The sequence below is a fragment of the Altererythrobacter sp. BO-6 genome, from assembly GCF_011047315.1.
In the GTDB taxonomy this organism is placed as follows: Bacteria; Pseudomonadota; Alphaproteobacteria; order Sphingomonadales; family Sphingomonadaceae; genus Erythrobacter.
Window position 1 is genome coordinate 1,726,956 of sequence record NZ_CP049259.1, and the last position, 25,434, is coordinate 1,752,389.

28 protein-coding genes and 1 pseudogene are annotated in these 25,434 nt (G+C 62.8%); 14 read left to right on the forward strand and 15 right to left on the reverse strand.

Features of this window, described 5'->3' with window-relative positions:
• Positions 1-56: 56 nt before the first annotated feature.
• Positions 57-434 (forward strand): c-type cytochrome, encoded by a 378-nt coding sequence (locus G6N82_RS08390; protein WP_165195540.1) that lies wholly within the window; start codon positions 57-59, stop codon positions 432-434.
• Positions 435-509: 75 nt separating this feature from the next.
• Positions 510-1,328 carry a hypothetical protein gene (locus G6N82_RS08395; protein ID WP_165195542.1) on the forward strand — a complete coding sequence of 273 codons (819 nt, stop codon included), beginning with the start codon at positions 510-512 and terminating at the stop codon, positions 1,326-1,328.
• A gap of 6 nt (positions 1,329-1,334) precedes the next feature.
• Here G6N82_RS08395 and G6N82_RS08400 read toward each other — a convergent pair whose 3' ends face one another.
• Positions 1,335-2,330 carry an adenosine kinase gene (locus G6N82_RS08400; RefSeq protein WP_165195544.1) on the reverse strand — a complete coding sequence of 332 codons (996 nt, stop codon included), beginning with the start codon at positions 2,328-2,330 and terminating at the stop codon, positions 1,335-1,337.
• 132 nt (positions 2,331-2,462) lie between these two features.
• Here G6N82_RS08400 and G6N82_RS08405 point away from each other — a divergent pair, with 132 nt between their 5' ends.
• From G6N82_RS08405 to G6N82_RS08415, 3 genes are all read left to right on the forward strand, one after another.
• Positions 2,463-3,152, forward strand: coding sequence for an EI24 domain-containing protein (locus G6N82_RS08405; protein WP_165195546.1), 690 nt, complete (start codon positions 2,463-2,465; stop codon positions 3,150-3,152).
• Entirely contained in the window at positions 3,153-3,605 is a 453-nt protein-coding gene (locus G6N82_RS08410; RefSeq protein ID WP_241255042.1) for a hypothetical protein, read from the forward strand.
• 80 nt (positions 3,606-3,685) lie between these two features.
• A complete protein-coding gene (locus tag G6N82_RS08415) occupies positions 3,686-4,627 on the forward strand; it encodes a hypothetical protein (RefSeq protein ID WP_165195548.1) in 942 nt (313 codons plus the stop codon).
• Positions 4,628-4,658: 31 nt separating this feature from the next.
• Here the strand turns inward: G6N82_RS08415 and G6N82_RS08420 are convergent, their stop codons facing one another.
• The 11 genes and pseudogenes from G6N82_RS08420 to G6N82_RS08470 form a co-directional block, all read right to left on the reverse strand.
• Entirely contained in the window at positions 4,659-5,015 is a 357-nt protein-coding gene (locus tag G6N82_RS08420) for an iron-sulfur cluster assembly accessory protein (protein ID WP_165195550.1), read from the reverse strand.
• The gene (locus tag G6N82_RS08425) at positions 5,015-5,515 is read right to left on the reverse strand and encodes an SUF system Fe-S cluster assembly protein (protein ID WP_165195552.1); all 501 of its coding nucleotides are present in this window, start codon (positions 5,513-5,515) and stop codon (positions 5,015-5,017) included. Before G6N82_RS08425 ends, G6N82_RS08420 begins: the two co-directional genes overlap by 1 nt.
• A pseudogene (locus G6N82_RS08430) lies at positions 5,512-6,682 on the reverse strand (cysteine desulfurase). The gene G6N82_RS08425 and the pseudogene G6N82_RS08430 overlap by 4 nt, the downstream one beginning before the upstream one ends.
• A 53-nt stretch (positions 6,683-6,735) precedes the next feature.
• Positions 6,736-7,515, reverse strand: coding sequence for a SufD family Fe-S cluster assembly protein (locus G6N82_RS08435; RefSeq protein WP_165195554.1), 780 nt, complete (start codon positions 7,513-7,515; stop codon positions 6,736-6,738).
• Entirely contained in the window at positions 7,508-8,269 is a 762-nt protein-coding gene (sufC, locus tag G6N82_RS08440; protein WP_165198083.1) for a Fe-S cluster assembly ATPase SufC, read from the reverse strand. The genes G6N82_RS08435 and sufC overlap by 8 nt, the downstream gene beginning before the upstream one ends.
• Before the next feature lie 33 nt (positions 8,270-8,302).
• Positions 8,303-8,494 (reverse strand): hypothetical protein, encoded by a 192-nt coding sequence (locus G6N82_RS08445; RefSeq protein ID WP_165195556.1) that lies wholly within the window; start codon positions 8,492-8,494, stop codon positions 8,303-8,305.
• 2 nt (positions 8,495-8,496) lie between these two features.
• Positions 8,497-9,039 carry a DUF559 domain-containing protein gene (locus tag G6N82_RS08450; protein WP_165195558.1) on the reverse strand — a complete coding sequence of 181 codons (543 nt, stop codon included), beginning with the start codon at positions 9,037-9,039 and terminating at the stop codon, positions 8,497-8,499.
• Positions 9,036-10,529 carry a Fe-S cluster assembly protein SufB gene (sufB, locus tag G6N82_RS08455; RefSeq protein WP_165195560.1) on the reverse strand — a complete coding sequence of 498 codons (1,494 nt, stop codon included), beginning with the start codon at positions 10,527-10,529 and terminating at the stop codon, positions 9,036-9,038. The genes G6N82_RS08450 and sufB overlap by 4 nt, the downstream gene beginning before the upstream one ends.
• Positions 10,526-10,936: an SUF system Fe-S cluster assembly regulator gene (locus G6N82_RS08460; protein ID WP_165195562.1), complete on the reverse strand. Its 411-nt coding sequence runs from the start codon at positions 10,934-10,936 to the stop codon at positions 10,526-10,528. The genes sufB and G6N82_RS08460 overlap by 4 nt, the downstream gene beginning before the upstream one ends.
• A gap of 108 nt (positions 10,937-11,044) precedes the next feature.
• The gene (locus G6N82_RS08465; RefSeq protein ID WP_165195564.1) at positions 11,045-11,914 is read right to left on the reverse strand and encodes a helix-turn-helix domain-containing protein; all 870 of its coding nucleotides are present in this window, start codon (positions 11,912-11,914) and stop codon (positions 11,045-11,047) included.
• Between the two features lie 205 nt (positions 11,915-12,119).
• Positions 12,120-13,052 carry a helix-turn-helix domain-containing protein gene (locus tag G6N82_RS08470; RefSeq protein ID WP_165195566.1) on the reverse strand — a complete coding sequence of 311 codons (933 nt, stop codon included), beginning with the start codon at positions 13,050-13,052 and terminating at the stop codon, positions 12,120-12,122.
• Between the two features lie 258 nt (positions 13,053-13,310).
• Between G6N82_RS08470 and G6N82_RS08475 the strand changes: the two genes are divergently transcribed.
• From G6N82_RS08475 to G6N82_RS08490, 4 genes are all read left to right on the forward strand, one after another.
• The gene (locus G6N82_RS08475; protein WP_165195568.1) at positions 13,311-14,351 is read left to right on the forward strand and encodes a quinone-dependent dihydroorotate dehydrogenase; all 1,041 of its coding nucleotides are present in this window, start codon (positions 13,311-13,313) and stop codon (positions 14,349-14,351) included.
• A gap of 11 nt (positions 14,352-14,362) precedes the next feature.
• Entirely contained in the window at positions 14,363-16,090 is a 1,728-nt protein-coding gene (ggt, locus tag G6N82_RS08480; RefSeq protein ID WP_165195570.1) for a gamma-glutamyltransferase, read from the forward strand.
• An 86-nt stretch (positions 16,091-16,176) separates the two neighbouring features.
• Positions 16,177-17,985 (forward strand): long-chain fatty acid--CoA ligase, encoded by a 1,809-nt coding sequence (locus G6N82_RS08485; protein ID WP_206520138.1) that lies wholly within the window; start codon positions 16,177-16,179, stop codon positions 17,983-17,985.
• Positions 17,986-18,123: 138 nt separating this feature from the next.
• The gene (locus tag G6N82_RS08490; RefSeq protein WP_165195572.1) at positions 18,124-20,025 is read left to right on the forward strand and encodes a prolyl oligopeptidase family serine peptidase; all 1,902 of its coding nucleotides are present in this window, start codon (positions 18,124-18,126) and stop codon (positions 20,023-20,025) included.
• A 12-nt stretch (positions 20,026-20,037) separates the two neighbouring features.
• On the opposite strand, the gene G6N82_RS08495 is transcribed toward G6N82_RS08490, so the two are convergent.
• The 3 genes from G6N82_RS08495 to G6N82_RS08505 all read right to left on the reverse strand — a co-directional run bounded on the left by G6N82_RS08495 (position 20,038) and on the right by G6N82_RS08505 (position 22,016).
• Complete coding sequence (locus G6N82_RS08495) at positions 20,038-20,568, reverse strand: hypothetical protein (RefSeq protein ID WP_165195574.1); 531 nt, start codon at positions 20,566-20,568, stop codon at positions 20,038-20,040.
• A gap of 65 nt (positions 20,569-20,633) precedes the next feature.
• On the reverse strand, positions 20,634-21,614 hold the full coding sequence (thiS, locus tag G6N82_RS08500) for a sulfur carrier protein ThiS (RefSeq protein ID WP_165195576.1): 981 nt from the start codon (positions 21,612-21,614) through the stop codon (positions 20,634-20,636).
• Between the two features lie 18 nt (positions 21,615-21,632).
• Entirely contained in the window at positions 21,633-22,016 is a 384-nt protein-coding gene (locus tag G6N82_RS08505; protein ID WP_165195578.1) for a MerC domain-containing protein, read from the reverse strand.
• Positions 22,017-22,143: 127 nt separating this feature from the next.
• On the opposite strand from G6N82_RS08505, the gene G6N82_RS08510 reads away from it, so the two are divergent.
• The 5 genes from G6N82_RS08510 (at position 22,144) to rpsI (ending at position 25,415) form a co-directional block, all read left to right on the forward strand.
• Positions 22,144-23,196, forward strand: a complete 1,053-nt coding sequence (locus tag G6N82_RS08510; RefSeq protein ID WP_165198085.1) for a COX15/CtaA family protein — start codon at positions 22,144-22,146, stop codon at positions 23,194-23,196.
• On the forward strand, positions 23,193-23,513 hold the full coding sequence (cutA, locus tag G6N82_RS08515) for a divalent-cation tolerance protein CutA (RefSeq protein WP_165195580.1): 321 nt from the start codon (positions 23,193-23,195) through the stop codon (positions 23,511-23,513). Before G6N82_RS08510 ends, cutA begins: the two co-directional genes overlap by 4 nt.
• Complete coding sequence (locus G6N82_RS08520) at positions 23,513-24,238, forward strand: hypothetical protein (RefSeq protein ID WP_165195582.1); 726 nt, start codon at positions 23,513-23,515, stop codon at positions 24,236-24,238. Before cutA ends, G6N82_RS08520 begins: the two co-directional genes overlap by 1 nt.
• Before the next feature lie 173 nt (positions 24,239-24,411).
• Positions 24,412-24,891, forward strand: a complete 480-nt coding sequence (gene rplM / locus G6N82_RS08525) for a 50S ribosomal protein L13 (protein WP_165195584.1) — start codon at positions 24,412-24,414, stop codon at positions 24,889-24,891.
• Positions 24,891-25,415 (forward strand): 30S ribosomal protein S9, encoded by a 525-nt coding sequence (rpsI, locus tag G6N82_RS08530; RefSeq protein ID WP_165195586.1) that lies wholly within the window; start codon positions 24,891-24,893, stop codon positions 25,413-25,415. The genes rplM and rpsI overlap by 1 nt, the downstream gene beginning before the upstream one ends.
• Positions 25,416-25,434 lie beyond the last annotated feature (19 nt).

The window sequence follows — 25,434 nt, forward strand, 5'->3', positions numbered from 1 at the left end:
AGACTGGATCGGCCTGCGCACGCTAATCCTGCTCCAGTCGCCGGGGAGGACGAAACATGAAGAACACCGCTTTCATTCTGGCTGTAGCGCTCGCGGCCAGCGGCTGCGCCTATTCGGCTCCTGGAACCGGCCTCACTGAGAGCGCCGCCCCGCGGACCGAAGCCGAACACCACCGGCTCGCCTTTGTCCAGGCAGCCTGCGGGGGGTGCCATTCGGTCGAGGCGACCGGCCTTTCGCCCAATCCGCTCTCGCCGCCGTTTGCCGATATCGCCAATCGCCAAGGCCTGACCCGGGCGACGCTGGTGACCTGGCTGACGGACGCGCACAATTATCCCGAAGTGATGGATTTCGATCTCGACCCGCCCCAGGTGGAGGACATCGCCGACTATATCCTGACGCTGCGGGGCGAGGATTATCGCAAGCTGCCCGATTGATTCGAGGCTGCATTTGCACCGATCGCTGTCTGCATGATATGAGGCGCGCGGGGTCGCATCGAGGGGGATTACTCGATGCCATACAAGCATGCGCATTATTTCGTCGGCTTCGTCCTGCTGGTCATCCTGGTGGGTTTCTGGGCGAGTTACTGGTCGCCAATCGCCAATGTACCGCTCGCCTTCCATATCCACGCGATCAGTTCGACCGTCTGGCTGTTGCTGCTGATTGTCCAGAGCGTGGCAATTCACCGGCGCTCGAATGCGTTTCACAAGCAGATGGGCCTTGCCAGCTTCGCGCTGTTCCCGTTCCTGATCCTCGGTTTCATCATGATTATCGACGTGTCCGCCCGGCGCTATGCGGCGGCGGAGAACCCGTTCATCATCTACAATGGGCCGTCATTCGGCGTCGGGATGGCGATAGCGATCGCGGCCTATCTCACGCTGTTCTATCAGGCGCTCAAGCATCGGCGGAACGTGAAACTGCATGCGGGCTATATGCTAGCCACGCCGCTGATCCTGTTCGAATCGCCCTTCAGCCGGGTGATGGGCAATCTGTTCCCATGGATGAATGTGATCGGCAGCGAGGGGCCACATGCCGTGCTCGACACGATCGCGATCAGCGATGGTATGGCGATCGTCTTTGCGATGACGCTCTATGTCATGGATCGCAAGAACGGGGCGCCATGGCTGGTCGCGTCCTTCTTCATGGCGCTGCAGGCCGTGGTGATGTGGAATGCGCCGTTCGTTCCTGCGCTGGGGCCACTGTTCACCGCCTATGGCCAGATCCCGCTGGCGGTAACCGCAGCGCTCGGCATTGCCGCAGGCGCGGCTGCGGGCTGGTTCGGATGGCAAGCGGGCGGCGCCGCCAAAAAGCGCGCGCCCGCCACCGCCTGACCGAATTCAGCCGAGTTTTTCTGCCACCAGCGCCTTGAGATCGGTCTCCGGGCGCGGGCCGTAATGGCTGATCACTTCGGCGGCGGTAATCGCGCCCTTGCGCAGGCAGGTTTCAAGTGGTTCGCCGCGGACATAGCCCGACAGGAAGCCTGCAGCGAACTGGTCGCCGGCGCCGGTCGTGTCGACCACCTTGGCAACCGGCTCTGCCGAGACCTCGGCCCGTTCGCCATGGGCGATGGCAATTGCACCCTTTTCGCTGCGGGTCGCCACCAGCACAGGTACCTTCGCCGCAACCATCGCCACCCCGGCTTCGAAGTCAGCTTCGCCGGTCAGCGTCGCCAGCTCATGCTCATTGACGAACAAGATGTCGATCACGCCATCTTCCAGCATCTGGCGGAAATCGTCACCATGGCGCTCGATCACGAAGCTCTCGCTGGCGGTGAAGGCGATCTTGCGCCCAGCATTGCGCGCGACCTCAATCGCGCGGCGCATCGCGCGGCGGGGCTCTTCCGGATCCCACAGATAGCCTTCAAGGTAGAGGATTGCACCTGATGCGATCAGCTCTTCATCGAGTGCTTCGGCAGGCAGGAACTGGCCCGCGCCAAGGAAGGTGTTCATCGTGCGCTCGCCATCGGGCGTCACGAAAATGAGCACGCGGCCCGTCGCAGGTTCGCCCGCACGCGCCGGCGTGTCGAAATCGATCCCCGTGGCCCGCATGTCATGCGCGAAGACCTTGCCCAGCTGGTCATCCGCGACCTGCCCGATGAAGGCGCATTGCAGCCCCAGCGTCGAAAGGCCTGCCAAGGTGTTGGCGGCCGAGCCGCCCGAGATTTCCCGTGCGGGAGGCATGGCGGCGTAAAGCTCGTCAGCACGTGCTTCGTCGATCAGCGTCATCCCGCCGCGATTGAGCTGCAGTTCCTCGATCAGTTCTTCTTCGCAAGAGGCGATGATATCGACCACGGCATTGCCAATGGCGATCACGTCATAACGGGGCTGGGTCACGCGAATTCCTGGATTATTGGGCTGAAACAGCAAGGATTGCGCCGCCTAGCGCGCTGCGGCGCTCACGCCAAGGGCAGATCGTCGCGACGGGTGTTGACTTGGCCGCGGTTCGTGGGAAAGCGCCACATTCGGATGGGTCATGTTCTCAAATCCTTGGCGCTGGCAGCAGGCCAACTAGGTGATCCTGCGATCCTGCGGGTCCTTGCCAAGAGCCTCGCCATCACGCTGGGTCTGTTCGCCGCACTGGGGTTTGCGTTGATAAAGGCGCTGCCCGTGCTGCTGGGCGGATATCTCGACATTGCGGGAGACGCTTATGTGGTGCTGTCACTCTTGATTGTGCTGGCTCTCGGCTGGTTCCTGTTCCGCATTGTTGCGCTGGCGGTGCTGCAGTTCTTCGCTGACGAAGTGGTGCTGGCGGTCGAGCGCAGGCATTATCCCGCTGCCGCCACCAGCGCGCGCAATTTGCCGTTTCACGAGGACCTTGCCAACAGCCTCAGGGGTGTCGGCCGCGCCTTGCTGTTCAACGCGCTGGCAGCGCCGGTCGCATTGGTGCTGCTGTTTACCGCGGTTGGACCGGCGGTGGTGTTCCTGGCTGTCAACGCCGTGCTACTGGGTCGCGAACTGACGGATATGGGCTGGCTGCGGCACCGGCCTGCGCCGCAAGCGCCCTTGCCCGTGGGCGGATGGGAACGCTTGCTGTTGGGCGGTGCGATTGCCGCCCTGATGGCTGTGCCCTTCGTCAATCTTGTCGTGCCGGTTATAGGGGCAGCAGCGGGAACCCATCTGGTACAATTGAATCGCCATAAAACACCGAAAGCGTAGATGATGCCACTAATTCGCTACAAGATCGCCGCACTGGCCCCGATCGTGCTGCTGGGCGCCTGCGTCTCTGCCGGCAGTCCCCCGGCAGTGGTCCCCGATCGCACTGTCGCTCGCCCGGCGCCGCCGCCGCAAGCCGTGCGCGTGCCACCAAGCAATCCGGCACCGCCTTCGTCCGGCTTCATCCCGCCACAAGTCATGCGCGCACCGGGGCTGGAGAACGTGATCGGCGCCAGCGCAGCACAGCTCGAACGCCGTTTGGGCAAACCGCGGCTCGATGTGATCGAGGGCGATACGCGCAAGCTGCAGTATTCGGGCGAAGCCTGTGTGCTCGACATCTACCTCTATCCTCTGGAACCGCGCGGCGCACCAGTCGCCACCCATGTCGAAGCGCGCCGCGCCAGCGATGGGCGCGATGTTGATCGCGCCGCCTGTGTCCGGGCGCTGGGCGGCTGACTCGCGGGAATGCAGCGGTAACCTGGTCTTAAGCCTGATCTGCGACACGATTCCCCGAGATAACAGGGGGTCATCGGAATATGAGCATCCAGTTTGCCGATCTTGCACGGCGCGTCGCCGAAGACGGCCAGGTCAGCCCGGAAGAGCTTTTCTCGCTGCGCCAGCTTGGTTGGGGCGATGGCCGGATCTACCGTGAAGAGGCCGAGGCCATCTTCGAGATCAACCGCGCGATCCGCCAGGCCGACCCGGAATGGGTCGACTTCTTCGTCGAGGCGATCAGCGAATTCGTGCTCAACGGCAGCGAGCCGCGCGGAATGTGCGACGATGCCGAGGCGCGCTGGCTGATCGGCGCGCTCGACCATGACGGCAAGATCGATTCCATGGCGGAGCTCGAACTGCTCGTCCTCGTGATCGAGAAGGCCCAAAACGTCCCCGACTTCTTCAAGGATTATGTCCTGCGCCATATCGAACAGGCGGTAATGGCGGGCACCGGACCCACCCGCCATGGCGGCGATTTGTCCGCAACCCATATCTCTACCGCCGAATGCCGCATCCTGCGCCGCGTGATCTTCGCCAGCGGCGGGCACGGCCCCGCAGCCGTGAGCCGCAAGGATGCAGAATTGCTGTTCCGCCTGAAGGACGCGACCTTGCAGGAAGAAAACTCACCTGCCTGGGACGATCTGTTCGTCGATGGCGTGTCGAATTATCTCAAGGGCTTCCAGCTGACCAAGGCGCAGCTCAGCCATGAACGCGTGAAGGAGCTGGAGAGCTTCATTGCCGACAACCAGGCGCGGGTCGGGCGCTTTATCGGCGCGATGGCCCGCGAAGTGCCGCAGGTGCGCAACCATTTCGGCAAGGTGTTCGGCAAGAATGCCGATGGCCGGAGCTATGTCGAAGCGGCGGCAGCCGGCAATCTGGTCGAGGACTTCGAGCAGGAATGGCTCGAGAAGATGATCGCTGCCGACGGCGAGGTCGACGACCTTGAACGGGCACTATTGGCGCGGATTATCGACGAGGGCTGAAAGCAGCACTTGCAGCCGAGCCCTGCGCGATTCAGACGATAAAGCTCTCGCCGCAGCCACAGGCGCCCTTGGCATTGGGGTTTTCGAACACGAAGCCGGCGGTGAAATCGTCTTCGACCCAGTCCATGGTCGAACCGACAAGGTAGAGGACGCTTGCGCCGTCGATATAGAAGATGCCGCCCGGCGTTTCGATCTTCTCGTCGAATTTCGCTTCCTCGGTGACGTAGTCGACCGAATAGGCAAGGCCGGAACAGCCGCGGCGCGGGGTCGACAGCTTGACCCCGATCGCACCTTCGGGCGCTTTCTCCATCAGTTCGGCAATACGTGCCTCGGCGGCAGGCGTCAGCTTGACCGCGGCGGGCAATTGGCGGGTTTTCACGTCACTCATCACAGCATCCCCAGTTCGAGGCGGGCTTCGTCGCTCATCTTGTCCGGGCCCCATGGCGGATCCCACACCAGCACGACTTCCGCATCGCGCACGCCCGGCACGCTGGCGGCGCGCAGTTCGACTTCGCCCGGCATGCTTTCCGCCACCGGGCAGTGCGGCGTGGTGAGCGTCATGGTGATCAGCGCATCGGCCTCGTCGGTGATCTCGACGCCGTAGATCAGGCCGAGATCGTAGATATTTACCGGGATTTCGGGGTCGTAGATTTCCTTGAGCGCGGCGATCACCGCTTCATAGAGTTCGCCGCCCGGCTCGCCCGAGGCGACATTCTCAGGCTGCTTGGCAAGGAATCCCTCAAGGTAATCGCGCTTGCGCTCGAGCTTCTGCGCCGGGGTCTCATCCGTATCAACGGCATCTTCCACCCGCGCACGCGGCGGCTTGGTAGCCGTCTCCGCAGGCGAGGGAGCAGCCACGAATTCCTTTTCCTCGGATGGCTTGTTCATCCGAATATCCTCCTGGTTCGCGCGATGCCTTCGAGCAACGCGGTAATGTCGCTTTCGTCCGAATAGAGCCCGAAACTAGCCCGCGCGGTTGCGGGAACGCCGAGATGGTCCATCAAGGGCTGCGCGCAATGATGCCCGGCGCGGATCGCCACATTCGCTTCATCCAATATGGTGCCGAGATCGTGCGGATGAACCCCGTCGAGCATGAAGCTGACGATCCCGGCGCTGTCGGCCGGGCCGAACAGTGTGACATCGTTCATAGCGCCGAGTTCATAGCGCAATTGCGCCACCAGCGCCGTCTCCCGTGCATGGATCGCATCGAGGCCGACCGACTCCACGAAGTCGATCGCCGCATGCAGCGCCACCGCTTCGGCAATCGCCGGAGTGCCCGCCTCGAACCGCTGCGGCGGCGGGGCGTAGGTGGTCTTTGCGAAGGTCACCACGATCGATCATCGCGCCGCCGCCCTGATAGGGCGGCATATCGTCGAGAATTTCATACCGGGCCCACAGCGCACCTATCCCGGTCGGGCCATAGAGCTTGTGCGCGCTGAAGACGTAGAAATCGCAATCGAGCGCTGCGACATCAAGCGTGAGCCGCGGCGCCGCCTGGCATCCGTCGAGCAGCAGCTTCGCGCCGACGCCATGGGCGAGGTCGGCCGCCCGGCGGGCATCGAGCACCGAACCCAGCACGTTGGAGACATGCGCCAGCGCTACGAGCTTGTGCCGCTCGGTCAGCATCGCTTCAGCCGCGTCGAGATCGATCCGTCCGTCATCGGTCAGCGGGCAGACGTCGATCTCGGCACCGACCCGTTCGGCCAGCATCTGCCACGGCACAATGTTGGAATGATGCTCCAGCGTCGAAAGCAGGATACGGTCGCCCGCGCGAATATTCTCGACGCCCCAGGTCGCCGCGACCAAATTGATCGCCTCGGTTGCGCCGCGGGCGAACATCACTTCTTCCTCACGCCCGCCCAGGAATTGCGCCACGCGCCGCCGCGCAGCCTCGTAACGCAAGGTCATTTCGGCCGAGCGGGAATAGACCCCGCGATGGACGGTCGCATAATCCTCGCCCAGCGCGCGCGCAGTCGCATCGATCACCGCGCGCGGCTTTTGCGCGGTCGCGGCAGTGTCGAGATAATGCCACGGCTTGCCTTCCCCGGTCAGCATGCCGGGGAACTGTGCCCGCGCATCATCGATGCGTGCAAGGGTGGCGGCCTCGGTCACAGCGCCGCCTCATCCAATTGTTCCAGCGCGCGTTCAAGCATCCGGTCGGCAATCCGCCGGTCCTCGATGGCAGTCAGTGCGTCGGCAATGAAGGCCTGCACCAGCAGCTTTCGCGCTGCTTCGGGCGGGATACCGCGCGCGGCCATGTAGTAGGCTGCGGCCTGGTCGAGCTGGCCGATCGCTGCGCCGTGGGCACACTTCACGTCATCGGCGAAGATTTCCAGCTCGGGCTTGGCATTGGCCGAAGCGCCCTTTTCCAGCAGGATCGCTCGGAAATTCTGCGCCGCGTCGGTTTTCTGTGCGTCGCGGACGACTTCGATCCGGCCAAGGTAGTTGCCGGTGGATTGCCCTGCCTGCACCGCACGCACCACCTGGTTGGAGGTGGCATTGGGCGCCTTGTGGATCACGCGGGTGACGAATTCCTGCCGGGCATTGGCGCGCCCGATGGTCACCGCTCCGAATTCGAAATGCGCGCCTTCTTCCAGCGTCACCTCCAGCTCGATCCGCGAGTATTCGATGTGGCTGGCGTTGATCTCGAAGTGTTCGTAGCGCCCGCCCGCGCCGACATGGACGCGCGTGCGGTGGACCGATCCGCCCGAGGCCTGCGGGCCGGAATGGTGAAATGCGTTGAAGTGCTTCGTTTCCCCCGGCGGCACTTCAACGGTGCCCCAGTGGTTGAGCCAGTCCACCGGCGCCTGTGCCAGCCACGCGCCATCTGCGTAACGCCAGGCTTCATCGCGCGTGGTGGGCCGCTGAAGGGCGGTTGCCTCAGGCATCGGCCAGATTCTCCGCGATCAGTGCGTCATAGCCTTCTTCTTCCAGCCGCAGAGCAAGGTCCGGCCCGCCGGTCTGAACGATCCGGCCGGCAGCCAGCACGCTCACCTTGTCAGGCTTCACCACGTCGAGCAGGCGCTGGTAATGGGTGATCAGCAACACGCCCTTGGCCGGATCACGCATGATCGCGTTGATCCCCTCGCCCACGATCCGCAGCGCGTCGATGTCGAGGCCCGAGTCGGTCTCGTCGAGCACGGCGAACTTCGGATCAAGGATGCCCATCTGGACCATTTCGGCGCGCTTCTTCTCGCCGCCCGAAAAGCCGACGTTCACATTGCGCTTGAGCATTTCCATGTCCATCCGCAGGAGCGCGGCCTTTTCCTTCGCCAGCTTTAGGAACTCGCCGCCCGACAGCGGTTCTTCATCGCGCGCCTTGCGCTGCGCATTCAAGGCTTCGCGCAGGAACTGGACGTTGGAGACGCCCGGAATCTCGACCGGGTACTGGAAGCCCAGGAACATGCCCGCTGCGGCGCGCTCATGCGGCTCCAGATCGAGCAAATCCTGCCCCATGAAAGTGACCGAACCCTGCGTGACTTCATAGCCGGGGCGCCCGCCCAGCACATATGCCAGCGTCGACTTGCCTGCGCCATTGGGGCCCATGATCGCATGCACTTCGCCCGCGGCGACCTCCAGCGTCAGCCCTTTGAGGATCTCTTTGCCGTCGATTTCGGCGTGGAGATTTTCGATTGTCAGCATGTCAGTCATTCATCCTTTGTCGTGTCCGGCGGTTCAGAACAGCGAGATCATGCCGGGCAAGAAATAAAGCGCGACGAGCCCGCATACGATCATGAAAACTGTGCCCGGAATCGTGAAGCCGCGGCTGATGTTCATAGTCAGCGAACTGATCGCCGCCAGCGCGGGCAGCACGAACAGCAGGATTTTCTGCATGTCGGGTGACATCAGATCGTTCAGTCCTGGCATTGTCAGTCATCTCCCCTGTTGGTGGTGGAGCGGCCCGATGCTGTTCTGCGTTGTGTCGTCTGGCGCGGCGCTGAGCTGGTGCGGTGGGCGCGCTGGCCCTCGCGCTTGTCGGCGATCCGCATGCGCATGCCGGCAGTTATGCGCGCCAGCACGTCGTCCATGTTCTCGAGGATGTCCTGCGCCTTGATCCGCATCACCCGGATGCCGACGCTTTCCAGGCTCTTGTCACGGCGCTTGGCGAGCGCTTCGTTCTCGCCTTCCTCGTCGATATCGATCGCCATGCCGAGCGCGTGGCAGCCGAAATCGACGATCGCGCTGCCGATCACCATGTGGCGGGTAAACTTGTAACGGCCCATGTCCGCCTTGGCGAAGCGCGCAGCAAGCGCCTTGTGCGCGGGCGACGAGAAGCGCCGCAATTCGCGTGCCTGCTCATGCAGCGCATCGAGCCGCTTCTCCGATATTTCCCACCCGCGGCCCTTCTTCTTGAGCGCGGGGGCTTCGGTTTCCGGAGCATCGGACAGCTTGAGGGTTTTGCGGTCGGTCACCCCACGCTCCCCTCGAGCGAAATCGCCAGCAGCTTCTGCGCTTCGACCGCGAATTCCATCGGCAATTCTTTCAGCACGTCCTTGGCGAAACCATTCACAATTAATGCAACCGCCTCTTCCTGCGGCAATCCGCGCTGCATGGCGTAGAACAGCTGGTCGTCGCTGATCTTGCTGGTGGTCGCCTCGTGCTCGATTTGTGCCGTTGGGTTCTTGACCTCGATATAGGGCACAGTGTGCGCCCCGCACTTGTCGCCCAAAAGCAGGCTGTCGCACTGGGTGAAGTTGCGCACCCCGGCAGCGTTCGGCCCGACCCGCACCAAGCCGCGATAGGTGTTGTTCGACTTGCCCGCCGAAATGCCCTTGGAAATGATCGTCGAGCGACTGCCGCGTCCGTTGTGGATCATCTTGGTGCCGGTATCGGCCTGCTGGAAATTGTTGGTCACCGCGACCGAGTAGAACTCGCCGACGCTATCCTCGCCGTTGAGAACGCAACTGGGGTATTTCCACGTCACCGCGCTACCCGTCTCTACCTGGGTCCAGCTGATCTTGGATCGCGCACCCTGGCACAGCCCGCGCTTGGTGACGAAATTGTAGATGCCGCCCTTGCCCTCGGCATTGCCCGGGTACCAGTTCTGCACGGTCGAATATTTGATCTCGGCATCTTCCAGCGCGACCAGCTCGACCACCGCGGCATGGAGCTGGTTTTCGTCACGCATCGGCGCGGTGCAGCCTTCCAGGTAACTGACATAGCTGCCTTTTTCGGCGATGATCAGCGTGCGCTCGAACTGGCCGGTATTCTCGGCATTGATCCGGAAATAGGTGCTGAGTTCCATCGGGCAGCGCACGCCTTCGGGCACGTAGACGAAGGTGCCGTCCGAAAAGACCGCGCAATTGAGCGTCGCGAAGAAATTGTCATGCTGCGGCACCACCTTGCCGAGCCACTTTTTCACCAGATCGGGGTGTTCCTTGATCGCCTCGCTGATCGATAGGAAGATCACGCCTGCTTTCTTCAGCTCTTCGCGGAAGGTGGTGGCGACGCTGACGCTGTCGAACACGGCATCGACCGCGACCGGCGGTCTTGTGGGCGCAGCGCCTTCGACCCCGGCGAGCAATTCCTGCTCGGCAATCGGAATGCCGAGCTTGTCGTAAACCGCCTTGATCTCCGGATCGAGCTCGTCGAGCGAGGCGAGCGTCGGCTTCTTTTTCGGCGCGGCGTAGTAGAACGCGTCCTGGTAATCGATTTTGGGATAGCCGACCTTGGCCCAGTCCGGCTCTTCCATGGTCTGCCACAGGCGGAAAGCCTTGAGCCGCCATTCGAGCATCCATTCAGGCTCGCCCTTCTTGGCCGAAATGAAACGGACGGTGTCTTCGGTAAGGCCCTTTTCGGCGAATTCGGTCTCGATATTCGCCGACCAGCCGTGCTCGTATTCGGCCGCCTTGGCAGCGGCTTCCTTCGCTTCGCGGTCCTTGATGTCCAGTTCTTCGCTCATGCCATTTCTCTCGCTTGCGCTAGCTGCGTCAGCGGAATTCCCGCTAGCGCCCCGCGCAGCGCCTGGTTGATCATCGGCCAATGCGGCTTCACGCTGCAATTGTGGTCGACCGCGCAATCCTGCCCCTCGACACATGCCGTCAGCGCAATCGGCCCTTCGACCGCTTCGACGATATCGGCCACGCTGATTGCCGCTGCCGGTCGCGCCAGCTGCAAGCCGCCGCCCGCGCCGCGCACCGAGCGCAACAGACCGGCCTTGCTCAGCATGCTGACCAGTTTCTGGACGGTCGGCACGGGAAGGCCCGTCTCTGCTGCCAGTTCAGCCGCACTCGTCCGCCCTCCGCCGCAGTGGCGGGCAGCCGCGCTCATCGTCACGACGGCATAATCGGCAAGATTGGACAGGCGCATGCGGCTCCAATTCAAATCGGATTGATTCGTTCCGATTTGGAAGTAGGCGTCACATTCCAGGGTTTCAATGCGAAACGCACTGTTGCGAGTCGTTCGCAGCCAAAGGCGTCAGCGGATCGTCCTGAAACGTTCCAACCGGTCGAGGTTCTTGAGACGAAGCATGGTCTGGAACAGCGGTTCTTCACTACCGCCCAGCCGCGATGGGGTGTAGCCACAGAACCGGCGGATCTCGCGGATCATGTGCGGCTGGTCATGAAAGGCTTCGGCGATTTCCGCCTGCGCTTCGTCACTGAGATTTTCGTCAGCCAGCAGCGATGCGGCACGCACTGCACGGAACTTGCGCGCCAGCGCAGCCGGGGTGAAGCCGAAATATCGCTCGACCAGCCGTTCGGCTTGGCGGCGCGAATAGCCGATCTCGGCGAACAGCCGCTCGACATCCGGATTGAGCGAGGAGCCGAGCCAGGCAATCGTCTGGCCGATGGCCCGCTCATGCGCTGGCGGAACCGGCTGGAGCCGCTCGGCAATCCATTCGGCCAGCATGTCGCACAATTGCTTGCCGCTGATTTCGCCCTTCCGATAGGCGCCGTTCGCCTGTCCGGCAAAGCGATCAACCTCTGCCCCGAGCAGTTCGCCCGCCGGAATAAATCGATCGCGGTAAAGGTGTGCCGGCTGCCCGGTCAGCGCAGCCCACCCCAGCGGCGAAAGCGATGCGCCCACCGCATGCCAGGGCCCTTCGATCCGGAACGGGACCGAGGTGGAGAAACCGCCCAGCATCAAGGCTTCTCCGGGTACCTCGTCCGGCCCGGCCGCAAATTCGGCGCTGCCTTTGCCATGCGGAATCAGGACCAGCTGCGGCAATGCGCCCGGATGGCGATCGCGAATGACGGGTTCGTCCCAGATGAAATGGAACAGCGCCAGCACATGGCGCTCAAGCCCCGGCGGGGGATCATAATACTCAAGAAAGAAGTGGGGCGGCATAGCCTGTCATCTGCGACCCGACCATGAAAGAGGCCGCCCCACGGGCACCGAAGCATGATCGTGTGAGGAACTCATCCTTCGGGTGTTCCGGGCGGTATAATTCGGTGATCGAACCATCCATTGTAACTCAGCGACATTCGGACAGCGCCATCTAGCATGTCCCATCGCGTTCGGCACCCAATGGCTGCAGCACCACGGCACGGCGTCATTGCGGCGAATCCGGCATCCTGATTTCGCGCAGGTTTCTCGGGTCCAGCATCTCGCTGAGATAGGGGCTTTCGTCATCGCCCAGCCGCGCGGGCGTACGGCCGACGAACAGGCGCAATTCGCGGATCATGTGTGACTGGTCGAAGAAGGCTTCGGATACTTCGGCTTCCCATTCGGGCGTCAGCGTCGGAAAGGATAGCAAGGCCGCCGTCCTGAGCGCTCGATACTTGCGGGCAAGCGCTTGCGGCGCCAGTCCGAAATAACGCTCGACCAGGCGCTGCACCTGGCGCTCCGAATAGGCGGCCTGCTCCATCAAATCGGACAGCCGCGGATTGAGCGAAGACCCGAGCCATTTGCCGGCCTGCCGAATCAATTCGGCATGGCGCGGGTTCACCGGCTTGAGGTTCCGTCCGATATGATCGCACAGGGCCATAACGCAGTCATGGCCGGTCATGTCGCCGGCGCGATAGGCCACGCACAGTCGGGCACCGAGCTGTTCGACCTCTTGCCCCAGCCAGTCGCCAGCGCGGACGAGCCGGTTGCCATGGCGCGAGGCGTCAAGCCCGGTCAACGCCGCCCAGCCCAGGGTCGACATGACCGCGCCAATCGCATGGAATGGTCCGTTGACGAAAAAGGGGGCGGCGACGGAAAACGGCGTCAGCAGGTTGGTTTCGTGGCTGGGATCGCTCCGCCCATCGCGGAACTGCATCTCGCCCTGGCCATAGGGAAAGATCGCGAGTTGCCCGATCGCGGCCGGCTGGATGTCGCGAATCACCGCTTCGTCACAGCGAAAGTGATACAAGGTGGTGATGTAATCGCTCAGGGCAGTCGGCGGGGCGATATAATCGAGCTTGAACAGCGTCTGGGGCGTCAGGCTTGCTCCGCCTGCGGCGCCAGCTTCTACCCCAAGCAACCCGTTTTCTATGTCCATTCGTCCCGTTCAACGAAAAAAGGCGGCCCCTGTATCAGGAACCGCCTTAGAAGTTGAGGAACTCTTCGCATCGCTGCTCCGAGCCCTTCGGGTCGCGGTCCCCAATTAGCCGATTCGATCAGAGCGTAATTGTATGCAAACGACAAGAGTTGATTTGAATCACAAAAAACCCCGTCATCGGACTGAAATAATTAACTAAATCGGTAAAGCTTTGGCCCGGCTCGACAGCGGGGGCCGGGCTTGTCATAGGCTGCGAGGATGATTTTCCAGCTATTTCGCCCCGCCCTGTTCGCGCTTGATTCGGAAATGGCTCACCGACTCGCGATCGAGGGATTGAAGCTCGCACCGCGCCGCAACCCTGCCAGGCCCGGTCAACTGGCCACCACTGTGGCGGGCATCGCCTTCCCTAACCCGGTCGGCGTTGCGGCGGGGTTCGACAAGGACGCCGAAGTGCCCGATGCGCTGCTTGGGCTGGGCTTCGGTTTCGCGGAAGTGGGGTCGATCACGCCGCGCCCGCAAGCGGGCAATCCCAGGCCGCGGCTGTTCCGGCTGGTCGAAGACAATGCCGTCATCAATCGGATGGGCTTCAACAACGGCGGCGCCGAGGCGGCGCTGGAGCGGCTGGAGCGACGCGCCGATCGACCCGGCGTGCTGGGCATCAATATCGGCGCTAACAAGGATTCGGCGGACCGGATCGAAGATTATGCGACCATGACCCGCCTGATGGCGCCGCATGCAACCTATCTTGCGGTCAATATCTCCAGCCCCAACACGCCGGGCCTGCGCGCCTTGCAGGATGAAGGTGCGTTGGTTGAGCTGCTCGATGCGGTCAACGCCGCATGCGCCGAAGCAATGCCATCTTCTCCCCCGCCGATCTTCCTCAAGGTCGCGCCGGACCTCGAACCGGCCGATATTGATGCAATCGCCCGAATCGCGCTCGACAAGCGGTTGGGAGCGCTGATCGTATCCAACACCACGATTTCGCGGCCGGGGCTGCGCTCGCGGCATGCGGGCGAGACCGGGGGGCTGTCTGGCGCGCCGCTAAAGCCGCTAGCGCTGCAGCGGGTGCGCGACTTCCGCAAGGCCACTGGCGGCGCGATTCCGCTGGTCGGGGTGGGCGGGATCGCCAGTGCCGAGGATGCGTGGGAGCGGATCAAGGCCGGGGCGAGCCTGGTCCAGCTTTACAGCGCCATGGTCTACGCAGGGCCAGGCCTTGGCGCACGCATCGTGCGCAGGCTGGAACGGTTGATGCGCCGCGAAGGCTATTCCAGCGTTGCCGAAGCGGTCGGAACCGAATAGCTCTGGCTGTGATGTACAGGACATTCCTCACGCCTGCGCTGGTCGCCACATTGCTGGCTGGCTGCAGCTATTCGCCCGACCGGATTGAATCGGTCTCATCCCCTACCGCACAAGCCACTGCGTCCGCTGGGGCTGTGAGCGCTGCCGATCCGCGCGCGCAAGCGGCGGGTGAAGCGATGCTGGCAGCAGGCGGCAACGCCACTGACGCTGCGATCGCGGTAATGCTGGCGCTGACCGTGGTCGAGCCGCAGAGTTCAGGCATCGGCGGCGGCGGCTTCCTGGTGCGCGGCACGGCAGACGGCAAGGTGTCGACCTATGACGGACGGGAAAAGGCCCCGGCTGGCGCCAGCCCTGAATGGTTCCTGCGCGAAGACGGCACGCTGCCTGGCTTCCGCGAATCGGTGCAAAGCGGCCTCAGCGTGGGCGTGCCCGGCAATATCCGCATGGCTGCACTGGCGCACCGCGATCACGGCAAGCTGCCCTGGGCCGAGCTGTTCGAACCGGCGATTGCGCTCGCCCGCGAGGGTTTCCAGATCAACAACCGTCTCTACGGCTCGATTTCCTCGCGGCCGGACCATGCCGGGTTCAGCGAGGCGGCACGCCAGCTCTATTTCGATGCCGATGGCAAGGTCCTGCCAGCCGGTTCACTGGTGCGAAACGAGCAGCTGGCACGGACGTTTGAGCGGATTGCAGCGGATGGGCCGGATGCCTTCTATTTGTCCGATCTCGGCGACGAAATCGCCGACACTGTCGCAGAGGCCACGCCGCGGGACGGTGCGATGACCGAACAGGACCTGGCGGATTATGACGCCAAGCCGCGCCCGGCGGCCTGCGGCTCTTATCGCAGATACCGGATCTGCAGCATGGGGCCGCCCAGCTCTGGCGGCGTGGCAGTGCTGCAGATGCTTGGCCAGCTGGAGCGGTTCGATCTCACGGCATTGGGCAAGGACAACCCCGTCACCTGGCACCTGTTCGTCGAATCGCAGCGGCTGGCCTATGCCGATCGCGAGCTTTACATGGCCGATCCGGACTTCGTGACGGTCCCTGTCGCGGGCCTTCTTGCACCAGACTATCTCGCGCAGCGCAGTGCGCTGATCGACCCCGCCCGTCGCGCCGCGACGGTCGCCGCCGGCGCGCCTGCAGGGGCCGATCTTGCCTTGGCTGACGGCGATGAGCCTGCCGAACATGGCACGTCGCATTTCGCAGCCGCCGATGCGGACGGCACCATTGTGAGCTACACCTCCACCATCGAAGGATCGTTCGGTTCCGGCCTGATGGCGGGCGGGTTCTATCTCAACAACGAGCTGACCGATTTCAGCCGGGCCCCGCGGGTCGACGGCAGGCTGGTCGCCAATCGCGTCGAAGGCGGCAAGCGTCCGCGCAGCTCGATGTCGCCGACAGTCGTTTGGGATCCTGGCGGCAAACCGTTCATGGCGGTCGGTGCAGCAGGCGGCCCGACCATCCCGGTCACCACCACGCGGGCAATCATCGGCGCGATCGATTTCGGACTTTCCGCAGACGAGGCGCTGGCCCTGCCCTTCCTGATGGCCTTTGGCGATGCCGTGCTGCTGGAACAGGGCACCTGGCTGGAGCAGGCGCAGGACGCTTTCAAGGCGCTCGGGCATGCCAATATCGTGATCCGCGAGGCACCGATCAAAGGCAATGCCATCCTGCACAAAGGCGGGGCCTGGCAGAGTGCGCGCGATCCGCGGATCGAGACCGGGCTCGACGTTCCCTGAGCAGCAGCCCACTTGCCGCTAGGGCATTGGCCCCTTAGAGCATCGACCCAAATTGGGGGAAGGAAAACTCCCCGGGGAGCAGGAGCATGTCAGTGCAGCTGGCCGAAATCGATAATGCCAACAATCTCGTCGAACTTTTCCTGACCCGCGCCGATGCGAAGGGCGATGCGCCTTTCCTGGGCCGGAAGGAAGGGGGCAAGTGGGTAACCCAGAGCTGGGGCGAAGTGGCGCAGCAGGTCTGCCTGCTGGCTGAAAGCCTGCGCAAGCTGGGGCTGAAGGATGGTGACCGGGTCTGCCTGGTCAGCGAAAACCGCCCGGAATGGTGCATCGCCGACCTTGCGATCATGGCGGCAGGCTGCGTCACCGTGCCGGCCTACATCACCAACACCACCCGCGACCACTTGCATATCCTCGACAATTCGGGCGCCCGCGCGGTGATCGTGTCGAATGAAAAGCTGCTGAAACCGCTCCATGCCGCGTTGCAGGCGTCCGGCATTGCCGAACACGTGATCGGCATCGACGATCTTCACCGTCACCAGGCGAGCGGTTTCGAATTCCACAACTGGTCCGACATGCTGGCCGGAGATGCAGCCGCTGCACGCGCAGCGGTCGATGCGCGGATCGCCGGGATCGGGCGCGACCGGACCGCCTGCATCATCTACACCAGCGGCACCGGCGGGGCGCCGCGCGGCGTGCTGCAACATCATGGCGCAATCCTGTGCAATGCCGCCGGTGCAGCGGAGATCCTGATCGAGGATTTCGGCATCAAGGACGAGCGCTTCCTCTCGTTCCTGCCGCTCAGCCACGCCTATGAACACACCGGCGGGCAGTTCCTGCCGATCGGCGTGGGCGCAGAAATCTTCTATTCCGAGGGCCTGGAAAAGCTCGCCAGCAATATCGAGGAAACCCGCCCGACCATCATGGTGGTGGTGCCGCGCCTGTTCGAAGTGCTGCGCAGCCGGATCATGAAGCAGGTCGAGAAGCAAGGTAAAGTCGCCAATTTCCTGATGGACCGGGCGCTCGGCATCGCCGACCAGGCCAGCACGGGGCGCAAACGCAAGCGCGACAAGCCGATGGATTTCATCCTCGAAAAGACGCTGCGACCGAAAATCCGCGCGCGCTTTGGGGGAAGGATCAAGGCCATGGTTTCGGGCGGCGCCCCGCTCAACCCCGAAGTCGGCAATTTCTTCGAAGCGATGGGGCTGACCATGCTGCAAGGCTATGGCCAGACCGAAGCCGGCCCGGTGATCAGCTGCAACCGGCCCGCCTCGGGCCTCAAGATGGACACAGTCGGCCCGCCGCTGCGCGGGGTCGAGGTTAAGATCGCCGAGGATGGCGAAATCCTGGTTCGCGGCGAGCTGGTGATGCATGGCTATTGGCGCAACGAGGCCGAGACCGCGCGCACGATCGTCGATGGTTGGCTCCACACCGGCGATATCGGCCACCTCGACGAGGCGGGTCGGATCGTCATCACCGACCGCAAGAAGGACATGATCGTCAACGACAAGGGTGACAATGTCGCCCCGCAGAAGCTGGAAGGCATGCTGACGCTGCAACCTGAAATCGCGCAGGCGATGGTGAGCGGTGACAAGCGGCCCTATGTCGTGGGGCTGGTCGTCCCCGATGCCGAATGGGCACTGGAATGGGCGCGTGCCAATGACGAGAAATTCGACATGAAGGCGCTGCAAGACCTGCCCGCATTCAGGGCTGCCGTGCGCGCGGCGATCGACCGGGTCAACCAGGACCTTTCGGTGATCGAGAAAGTCCGCCAGTTCGCCTTTGCTGACGAGCCTTTCTCGATCGACAATGAAGAGCTGACGCCAAAGCAGTCGATTCGGCGGCACAAGATCAAGGAGCGCTATGCCGAACGGATCGACGGACTTTATAGAAGTTAATTCGCTTCAGACTTCGAAAAATCTTGCTCACTACTTTTCAATAGATAGTATCCCTTCCATCTGAGAGGGGTTTACAAGATGATCGGGGTCGCACGCCGTCATTTTCTGACGTTGTTTCTGGCTATCTTTGCATTGGCCATGCCAGCTGATGCACAGGACGAACCGCCTCCACTGTCCGCTTATGGCGAATTGCCGGACATCGAGGACATGGCAATCTCACCCAGCGGTGAGCGCATTGCCGTGTTGGGTCGCTTCAATGGCAGGCGGCTGCTGGTGGTGGCTGACCAGAACCGCAAACCGCTCAAGACTATCCCGATCGACGATATCAAGGTCCGTCAGTTCGAACTTGTCTCCGACAATCTGCTTCTTCTGCGGCGGAGTACGACTGAAAAGCTCAGTTATGACTTCGCGCAGGACAAGTTCGAATTTTATCAGGCACTCATTATCCCCCTCGACGGCAAGGATCCGGACCTTGTTTTCGGGAACAAGTCGGGGTTGGTGAAGGCTACATTCGGCTATCACGGAACCCGGCTGATCGACGGACAGCCAAACGCCTATTTCGGAGCAATCGAACTCAAGCGCAGCGGGCCGGGAGGGATGGATTACGAGTTCGACCATGGCCGGCCGGCGCTCTATGCAGTGGATCTCGCAACCAACAAGGCGCGCAAAATCGACAATTCGCCAAGCCCGAATTTCGATCGCGACTGGCTGATCGACGGCCAGGGCGAAATAGCTGCGAAGCTCGACTATTCGCTCACGACCGGCAAATGGGAGATAATGGGGCGCGGAGCCGTGGTCGCCAGTGGCAACAACCCGACCGGCGGCATTTATCTCGTCTGCCTGGGCCGCGATGGCACAACAGTGATCTATAGCGCCCGCGACGAGACGGAAGGAAAGACCAGGTGGTACGAGGTTCCCCTCGACGGCAGCGGAACGCCAGTCGAAGTGTATGGCGATGTCGAGATTGAGCGAATCTTCGTTGATGATCGGAATGGTCAACTGATTGGCTATGTAAAGGACAGCGACGAACGAGAGCCGATCTTCTTCGATGCGGACAAGACCAAGACGGCCAAAGGGATCCGCACTGCTTTTGCCGCTTTCAACAACCGCATGATCGACTGGACCCCAAGCTTCAGCCACGTGATCGTCCGCACCGATGGTGACGGGGATAGCGGCTCTTATTTCCGTGTCGATATGGCTCGGTTGAAAGCTGACCCGATCGGGTGGGAGCGCGAACTGATCGGGCCAAAACACGTCGGGCCGGTCTCGACGGTGGCCTACACGGCGGCAGACGGCCTCGAAATGGACGGGATCCTGACGCTGCCGCCAGGGCGTGAAGCCAAGAACCTGCCGGTCGTGATGCTGCCCCATGGCGGGCCGCACAGCCACGATATCGAGACTTTCGACTGGTGGGCGCAGGCATTTGCGTCGCGCGGCTATGCCGTCTTCCAGCCCAACTTCAGGGGCTCCACCAATCGCGATGAGGCCTTCATTCAGGCCGGATATGGCGAGTGGGGCGGCAAGATGCAGAGCGATATTTCCGACGGCCTGATGGCGCTGGCCGACAAGGGTATTGTCGATCCATCGCGCGCCTGCATCGTCGGGGCCAGCTATGGCGGCTATGCAGCGCTGGCCGGAGTGACCCTGCAGCAAGGCATTTACCGCTGTGCTGTATCGGTCAATGGCGTCTCTGATGTCAGCCTGATGTCACGAATTGAAAAGCGCGAGGGGGGCGGCAGCAAGGTACAGGCCCGCTCGCTTGAGCGCCAGCTTGGCCCGAAGTCACGCTACGGTGACATTTCGCCGCGCCGACATGCCGCAATGGCCGATGCGCCGATCCTGCTGATCCACGGGCGCGACGACACCGTTGTCGCCTATGACCAAAGCGCGAAAATGGCCGATGCGCTCAAGGATGCCGGCAAGCCTTATGAATTCCTCGAACTCAAGGGCGAGGACCACTGGCTGTCCTTGGGAGAGACCCGCAAGACCATGCTAGAAGCGGCGGTTGGCTTCGTCGAGCGGCACAATCCGGCGAAGTAACTGCGCGGCAAGTCAGGCTGCTTCGGCTGCCTCGATATATTCCGGATAGAAAGCCGGTTCGCGGTCTGACCAGCCGGGCGCGGTCGCAGCAGCTTCGCTTAGCGATTGCAGCAATTCCTTGCGGCATTCGGGGCGGATCTGCGGCAGCGCTGCTGCGGCGCAGAATGCGCTAGGCAACCAGGGGCGCACATCGGCGCCCAGAAGGCGTTCATAGAGGAACCGGAAGGCCGAAAAGCTGCCGATCCGTTCCTGCGACAGATCGAATGCGGCCACCCGCACCAGCTTGCCGATGAAGCTTTCGATTTGTGCGATGGTAGCATTGTGCGGGATCATCGCGCGCAATGCCTTCAATTCCTGGTAGGCGACATATTGGCTGCGGATTGCCGCATTTTCGCCTTCGCTGCGCGCCCACAGCTTGAAGGCGTCCTGCCGCCCCAGCCCGATATCGAGGCTGCGTTTGATATAGCGTTGCTCCGCAGCCGAGAAGCTCGCGAATTCGCGCATCTCGTTGATCGTCATCGATGCCGTGCCAGCTACTGCCATGGCCTTTGCTCCCTGTTGCAAGGAGCAAGTTCGCGCAATGTGGTTAATTTACCGTTAGCTAAGCCTCAGATCAGTCCTGCCAGTGGCGAGCTGGGATCGGCATACATGCGCCGTCCCATCCGCCCGGCAAGATAGGCCTCCCGCCCAGCCTCGACCGCCAGCTTCATCGCCCGCGCCATCCGGATCGGGTCCTTGGCCTCGGCAATGGCGGTGTTCATCAGTATGCCGTCGCAGCCAAGCTCCATGCCCACCGCAGCATCCGATGCTGTGCCCACGCCGGCATCGACCAGCACCGGGACCTTGGCACCCTCGACGATCAGGCGGATGGTGACGCGGTTCTGGATGCCGAGCCCCGAGCCGATCGGCGCACCCAGCGGCATGACGGCAACGGCGCCAGCCTCCTCCAGCTGCTTCGCGGCGATCGGATCATCCACGCAATAGACCATCGGCAGGAAACCTTCCTTCGCCAGCGTTTCCGTTGCCTTCAAGGTTTCCCGCATGTCGGGATAAAGCGTGCGTGCTTCGCCCAACACCTCCAGCTTGACCAAGTCCCAGCCGCCCGCTTCGCGCGCCAGCCGTAAAGTGCGGATTGCATCGTCGGCCGTGAAACAGCCAGCAGTGTTAGGCAGATAGGTGATCTTCTTGGGGTCGATATAATCCGTCAACATCGGCGCCTTGGGGTCGCTGACATTGACCCGGCGCACCGCGACCGTGACGATTTCCGCACCCGACGCTTCGACCGCAGCCGCGTTCTGCGCAAAGTCTTTGTACTTGCCGGTGCCGACGATCAGCCGCGAACGGAAGGTCCGACCGGCGACGGTCCATGTGTCATCGCCCGCCCCGCCGCCAACGAAATGGACGATTTCCAGCACATCGCCATCGGCGAGCGCAGCCTGCTCCAGCGTCGAACGCGGCACGATTTCGCGGTTGCGTTCGACAGCCACTTTCGTCGGCTCAAGCTCGAGCTCGCGGACCAGGGCAGCGATAGTGTCAGCGGATGTCTTGCGACTTTCGCCGTTGAGAAGAATGGTCTTTGAGGCGCTCATACATGCGCCACATAAGGCTCAATGCGCGGCAGGCAAGTGCGATCGCATGTTGAGGAAATGACCGATCGAAACCAGCGTGACGCCAATGATGGTCAGGACCGCCTCGTGCCAGCCGTGCGGGACAGCCAATCCGCCGCCCATGAAAGTCAGTCCCATCATGGCGGTAACAAAGGGCGCCGGGCGGCGATGGCGCAGCGCGCCCCAACCGATCGCGACGGCGGCAATGAGCAGGGCCAGGGCCAGTCCGTAACGGTGGATTTCGGGCGAGAGCAACAGCTGGCTGCCCAGGCCAAGGCCTGAAACCAGGATAATGGTCGCCAGGCAATGCAGCAGGCACAGGCTGGAGAGCCAGATGCCCGCGCGGTCGAGCCGCTGGCGAATCGAGTTGGTTGTGCCGGTCATGGTATGCACGCCATGTATGTTATGGTGTATCATCTTGCAAGGGCTGCAAGCGCTGGTGCGGCAAAACGACTTGCGCTTTTTTGCCGGCGCTGCGCAGATGCGCGGCATGGCTTCGATGGCTGGAAAAATGACTCGCGACAAGGCGCCGCAAGCAGCGCTGGCTCGACCGCAGGCGCTCGCCAACTGGCTTTATGTAGTCGCGGCGATGGTGGTGGTGATCGTGATGGTCGGCGGCATTACGCGGCTGACCGAGAGCGGGCTGTCGATCACCCAGTGGGACCTGGTTACGGGAATCCTGCCGCCATTGACGGAATCTGCATGGCAGGCGGAATTCGATCTCTACCGGCAGACCGCCGAATACCGGTTCGAAAGCGGGCCCGCCGGGATGGACCTGGCCGCGTTCAAGTTCATTTTCTTCTGGGAGTGGTTCCACCGCAACTTGGGGCGACTGATCGGGCTTGCCTATGCGCTTCCGCTCGCGTGGTTCTGGGTCAAGGGCGCGATCCCGCGGGGCTATAAGTTGCGCCTGTTCGCCATGCTGGCGCTGATCGGCGGGCAGGGTGCCCTGGGCTGGTATATGGTGTCGTCGGGAGTGGGCACGGACTTGACCGATGTCAGCCACTTCCGCCTCTCCGCACATTTGCTAACCGCGCTGTTCCTGTTGGGAGGACTGGTGTGGACCGCGCGCGACCTCCGGGCGCTGGCACAAGATCCTGCAGCACAACCAGCGAGACTTACCGGGCCAGCGTTGGTCGTTGCGGTAGTGCTGTTCGTGCAATTACTGCTCGGTGCCTGGGTGGCAGGTCTTAACGCGGGCCACGCCGCCTATGACTGGCCGCTGATGAACGGGCGCTTCCTGCCCCAGCCCGATCTCTCGCGTGGCTGGCTGTGGGCGCTGACACATGATCCTTTCCTGCTGCAGTTCCTGCACCGGTGGTGGGCGTGGGTGGTGGTGGCGGCGCTGGTCTGGCTGGCGCGGCGCGTGCGCAAGTTTGACCGGGCCGCATCGGTTGCGATCCATAGCGCGTTTGGCGTGATGGTCCTGCTCGGCATCGCCACTGTCCTGACCGAAGTCTCGCTGTGGGTGGCGGTGGCGCACCAGTTGACCGGGGCGCTGCTCGTAGCGAGCCTTGCCTGGGGTATGCATGCCGACGGAATGCGCAAGGGTTCGGCGACATGAGCGCGCTGATCTGGTGCCCCTTCCCGGATCGGGATAGCGCGCGCCGGATCGCCAACAGCCTGCTCGACGAAGAGCTGGTCGCTTGCGCAAATTTGCTGGGCGCGATCGAATCCGTTTTTCAGTGGCAGGGAAATCGCGAGAGCGCGCACGAAATTGGCGTGCTGTTCAAGACCGACGCGGCTTTGCTCGATCGCGCGGTCGCGCGCTTGGCGGTGCTGCATCCCTATGATACTCCTGCGATTATGGGTTGGCGCTGCGATGCGGTTCCCGATGCTACGCGCGCATGGCTCGGCCTTTTGGGGCAGGGGGATAGGTAATGGGGACGTGGTCGCGCCGCTCCGTTCTGGGTTCGATATCGATAGTGACGCTGGCAGGCCTGGCCGGTGCCGGCTGGGCTAAGGCAGCGAATGGGCAATTGTCGCTCCCCGGCGCGCCCATGATCCTGAAGCGTACGCTAAGGCGCGGTCTGCGCGATGGCGTTGATATTGTCGTTCAACGCGAGTGGACGGTCAGCTTTCTCGAGCAAGCGGGCGGCGTGCTCGTCACTGGCAGACAGCTGAGCGCTACGGTCGATGCGCCGCCTGAGATCGCCGCGATTGCCGAAGTGGAACGGGCGCGCGACACTAGCGGTATGTTCCCGATAGGGCTTACCGGCAACGGCCGAATTGCCGGCATTGGTCCCGCCGAACCCCAGTCTGACGTCGCGCAAGCTGTGCGTGCGGCAGAAAAGCTGATCGCGGGTGCAACGCATGCCGGCGCAGAACGTGAGCAGGCCTTGCGGCAGCTTGGCCAGATCCAGTCGGTCGGCGGCTCAATGTTGGACCGCTTGCCGCCAGACCTGTTTTTCCCCGTGCCGGCCGATTTCCGTGAAGTCCAACCGGTCGCTCTGCCTGATGGTTCGCAAGGCGAGTTCGAGCTGCTTTATCGTGCGTCGGCAGACTCGACCGGGGGCTGGCTTGAAGCCCTCGACCGGACGGTGATCACCCGGCTGGCCGGTAGCGAGCGGCACTCTGCAGAGAGCTGGACAATGCGCCAAGCCTGACCTTTGACGGCAGCACGGTATTATTTTACCTCCGCCGCAAACCGCGGTTTTGCTTGACTTGCGCGGCCTCACGCGACATTTGCGCGTCGTTCTCGCAATGGCGGCAAGCCCGTCGGCGTGATTCGAAGCCGCGGCATATGGCTGCGGCTTAGTCAATTTAGGAATGTGAACCCATGAAGGCGCTTAGCAAGCAGACCCGGTCGGTAAAGCCGGCAGAGGTCGAAAAGAAATGGCACCTGATCGATGCCGATGGCCTGGTTGTAGGCCGCGTGGCAGCGATCATCGCCAATATCCTGCGCGGCAAGCACAAGCCGAGCTACACCCCGCATGTCGATTGCGGCGACCATGTCATCGTCATCAATGCCGACAAGGTGAAATTCACCGGCAAGAAGATGGGCGACAAGGTCTATTACAAGCACACCGGCCACCCTGGCGGCATCAAGGAAACGACTCCGGCCAAGGTGCTGGAAGGTCGCTTCCCCGAGCGCGTGCTGGAAAAGGCGGTTGAGCGTATGATCCCGCGTGGCCCGCTGGGTCGGGCGCAGATGAAGGCGCTGCACCTTTATGCCGGCACCGAGCACCCCCATGACGGGCAGCAGCCCGCCGTGCTCGATATTGCTTCCATGAATCGCAAGAACAAGGTCACCGCATAATGGCTGACGAACAGAACAACGAAACCGTGTCGGACCTGGCTGACCTGAAGGAAATCGCCGGTAACGCGCCTCAGGGCGATGCTGTCGAGATCGCTGCCAAGGCTGACGTTCCGCTGCGCGAGCAGGAACTCGATGCGCAGGGCCGCGCCTATGCTACCGGTCGCCGCAAAGACGCCACCGCTCGCGTGTGGCTGAAGCCCGGCACCGGCAAGGTCACTGTCAATGGCAAGGACCAGGAAGTCTATTTCGCACGTCCAACGCTGCGCCTGATCATCGACCAGCCCTTCTCGATCACCGATCGCCAGGGCCAGTACGACGTCATCGCCACCGTCAAGGGCGGCGGCCTTTCGGGCCAGGCCGGTGCGGTGAAGCACGGCATCAGCCAGGCGCTGACCAAGTACGAACCGGCGCTGCGTTCGACGGTGAAGGCCGCTGGCTTCCTCACCCGCGACAGCCGCGTGGTTGAGCGCAAGAAGTACGGCCGGGCCAAGGCACGCCGCAGCTTCCAGTTCTCGAAGCGCTAACCGGTTTCCTTCTTGGAAC

Coding starts and splice junctions, on each gene's coding strand:
- G6N82_RS08390 (WP_165195540.1), top strand. CDS start 57: ATGAAGAACACCGCTTTCATTCTGGCTGTAGCGCTCGCGGCCAGCGGC.
- G6N82_RS08395 (WP_165195542.1), top strand. CDS start 510: ATGCCATACAAGCATGCGCATTATTTCGTCGGCTTCGTCCTGCTGGTC.
- G6N82_RS08405 (WP_165195546.1), top strand. CDS start 2,463: ATGGGTCATGTTCTCAAATCCTTGGCGCTGGCAGCAGGCCAACTAGGT.
- G6N82_RS08410 (WP_241255042.1), top strand. CDS start 3,153: ATGATGCCACTAATTCGCTACAAGATCGCCGCACTGGCCCCGATCGTG.
- G6N82_RS08415 (WP_165195548.1), top strand. CDS start 3,686: ATGAGCATCCAGTTTGCCGATCTTGCACGGCGCGTCGCCGAAGACGGC.
- G6N82_RS08420 (WP_165195550.1), bottom strand. CDS start 5,015: ATGAGTGACGTGAAAACCCGCCAATTGCCCGCCGCGGTCAAGCTGACG.
- G6N82_RS08425 (WP_165195552.1), bottom strand. CDS start 5,515: ATGAACAAGCCATCCGAGGAAAAGGAATTCGTGGCTGCTCCCTCGCCT.
- G6N82_RS08435 (WP_165195554.1), bottom strand. CDS start 7,515: ATGCCTGAGGCAACCGCCCTTCAGCGGCCCACCACGCGCGATGAAGCC.
- sufC (WP_165198083.1), bottom strand. CDS start 8,269: ATGCTGACAATCGAAAATCTCCACGCCGAAATCGACGGCAAAGAGATC.
- G6N82_RS08445 (WP_165195556.1), bottom strand. CDS start 8,494: ATGCCAGGACTGAACGATCTGATGTCACCCGACATGCAGAAAATCCTG.
- sufB (WP_165195560.1), bottom strand. CDS start 10,529: ATGAGCGAAGAACTGGACATCAAGGACCGCGAAGCGAAGGAAGCCGCT.
- G6N82_RS08460 (WP_165195562.1), bottom strand. CDS start 10,936: ATGCGCCTGTCCAATCTTGCCGATTATGCCGTCGTGACGATGAGCGCG.
- G6N82_RS08465 (WP_165195564.1), bottom strand. CDS start 11,914: ATGCCGCCCCACTTCTTTCTTGAGTATTATGATCCCCCGCCGGGGCTT.
- G6N82_RS08470 (WP_165195566.1), bottom strand. CDS start 13,052: ATGGACATAGAAAACGGGTTGCTTGGGGTAGAAGCTGGCGCCGCAGGC.
- G6N82_RS08475 (WP_165195568.1), top strand. CDS start 13,311: ATGATTTTCCAGCTATTTCGCCCCGCCCTGTTCGCGCTTGATTCGGAA.
- ggt (WP_165195570.1), top strand. CDS start 14,363: ATGTACAGGACATTCCTCACGCCTGCGCTGGTCGCCACATTGCTGGCT.
- G6N82_RS08485 (WP_206520138.1), top strand. CDS start 16,177: ATGTCAGTGCAGCTGGCCGAAATCGATAATGCCAACAATCTCGTCGAA.
- G6N82_RS08490 (WP_165195572.1), top strand. CDS start 18,124: ATGCCAGCTGATGCACAGGACGAACCGCCTCCACTGTCCGCTTATGGC.
- G6N82_RS08495 (WP_165195574.1), bottom strand. CDS start 20,568: ATGGCAGTAGCTGGCACGGCATCGATGACGATCAACGAGATGCGCGAA.
- thiS (WP_165195576.1), bottom strand. CDS start 21,614: ATGAGCGCCTCAAAGACCATTCTTCTCAACGGCGAAAGTCGCAAGACA.
- G6N82_RS08505 (WP_165195578.1), bottom strand. CDS start 22,016: ATGACCGGCACAACCAACTCGATTCGCCAGCGGCTCGACCGCGCGGGC.
- G6N82_RS08510 (WP_165198085.1), top strand. CDS start 22,144: ATGACTCGCGACAAGGCGCCGCAAGCAGCGCTGGCTCGACCGCAGGCG.
- cutA (WP_165195580.1), top strand. CDS start 23,193: ATGAGCGCGCTGATCTGGTGCCCCTTCCCGGATCGGGATAGCGCGCGC.
- G6N82_RS08520 (WP_165195582.1), top strand. CDS start 23,513: ATGGGGACGTGGTCGCGCCGCTCCGTTCTGGGTTCGATATCGATAGTG.
- rplM (WP_165195584.1), top strand. CDS start 24,412: ATGAAGGCGCTTAGCAAGCAGACCCGGTCGGTAAAGCCGGCAGAGGTC.
- rpsI (WP_165195586.1), top strand. CDS start 24,891: ATGGCTGACGAACAGAACAACGAAACCGTGTCGGACCTGGCTGACCTG.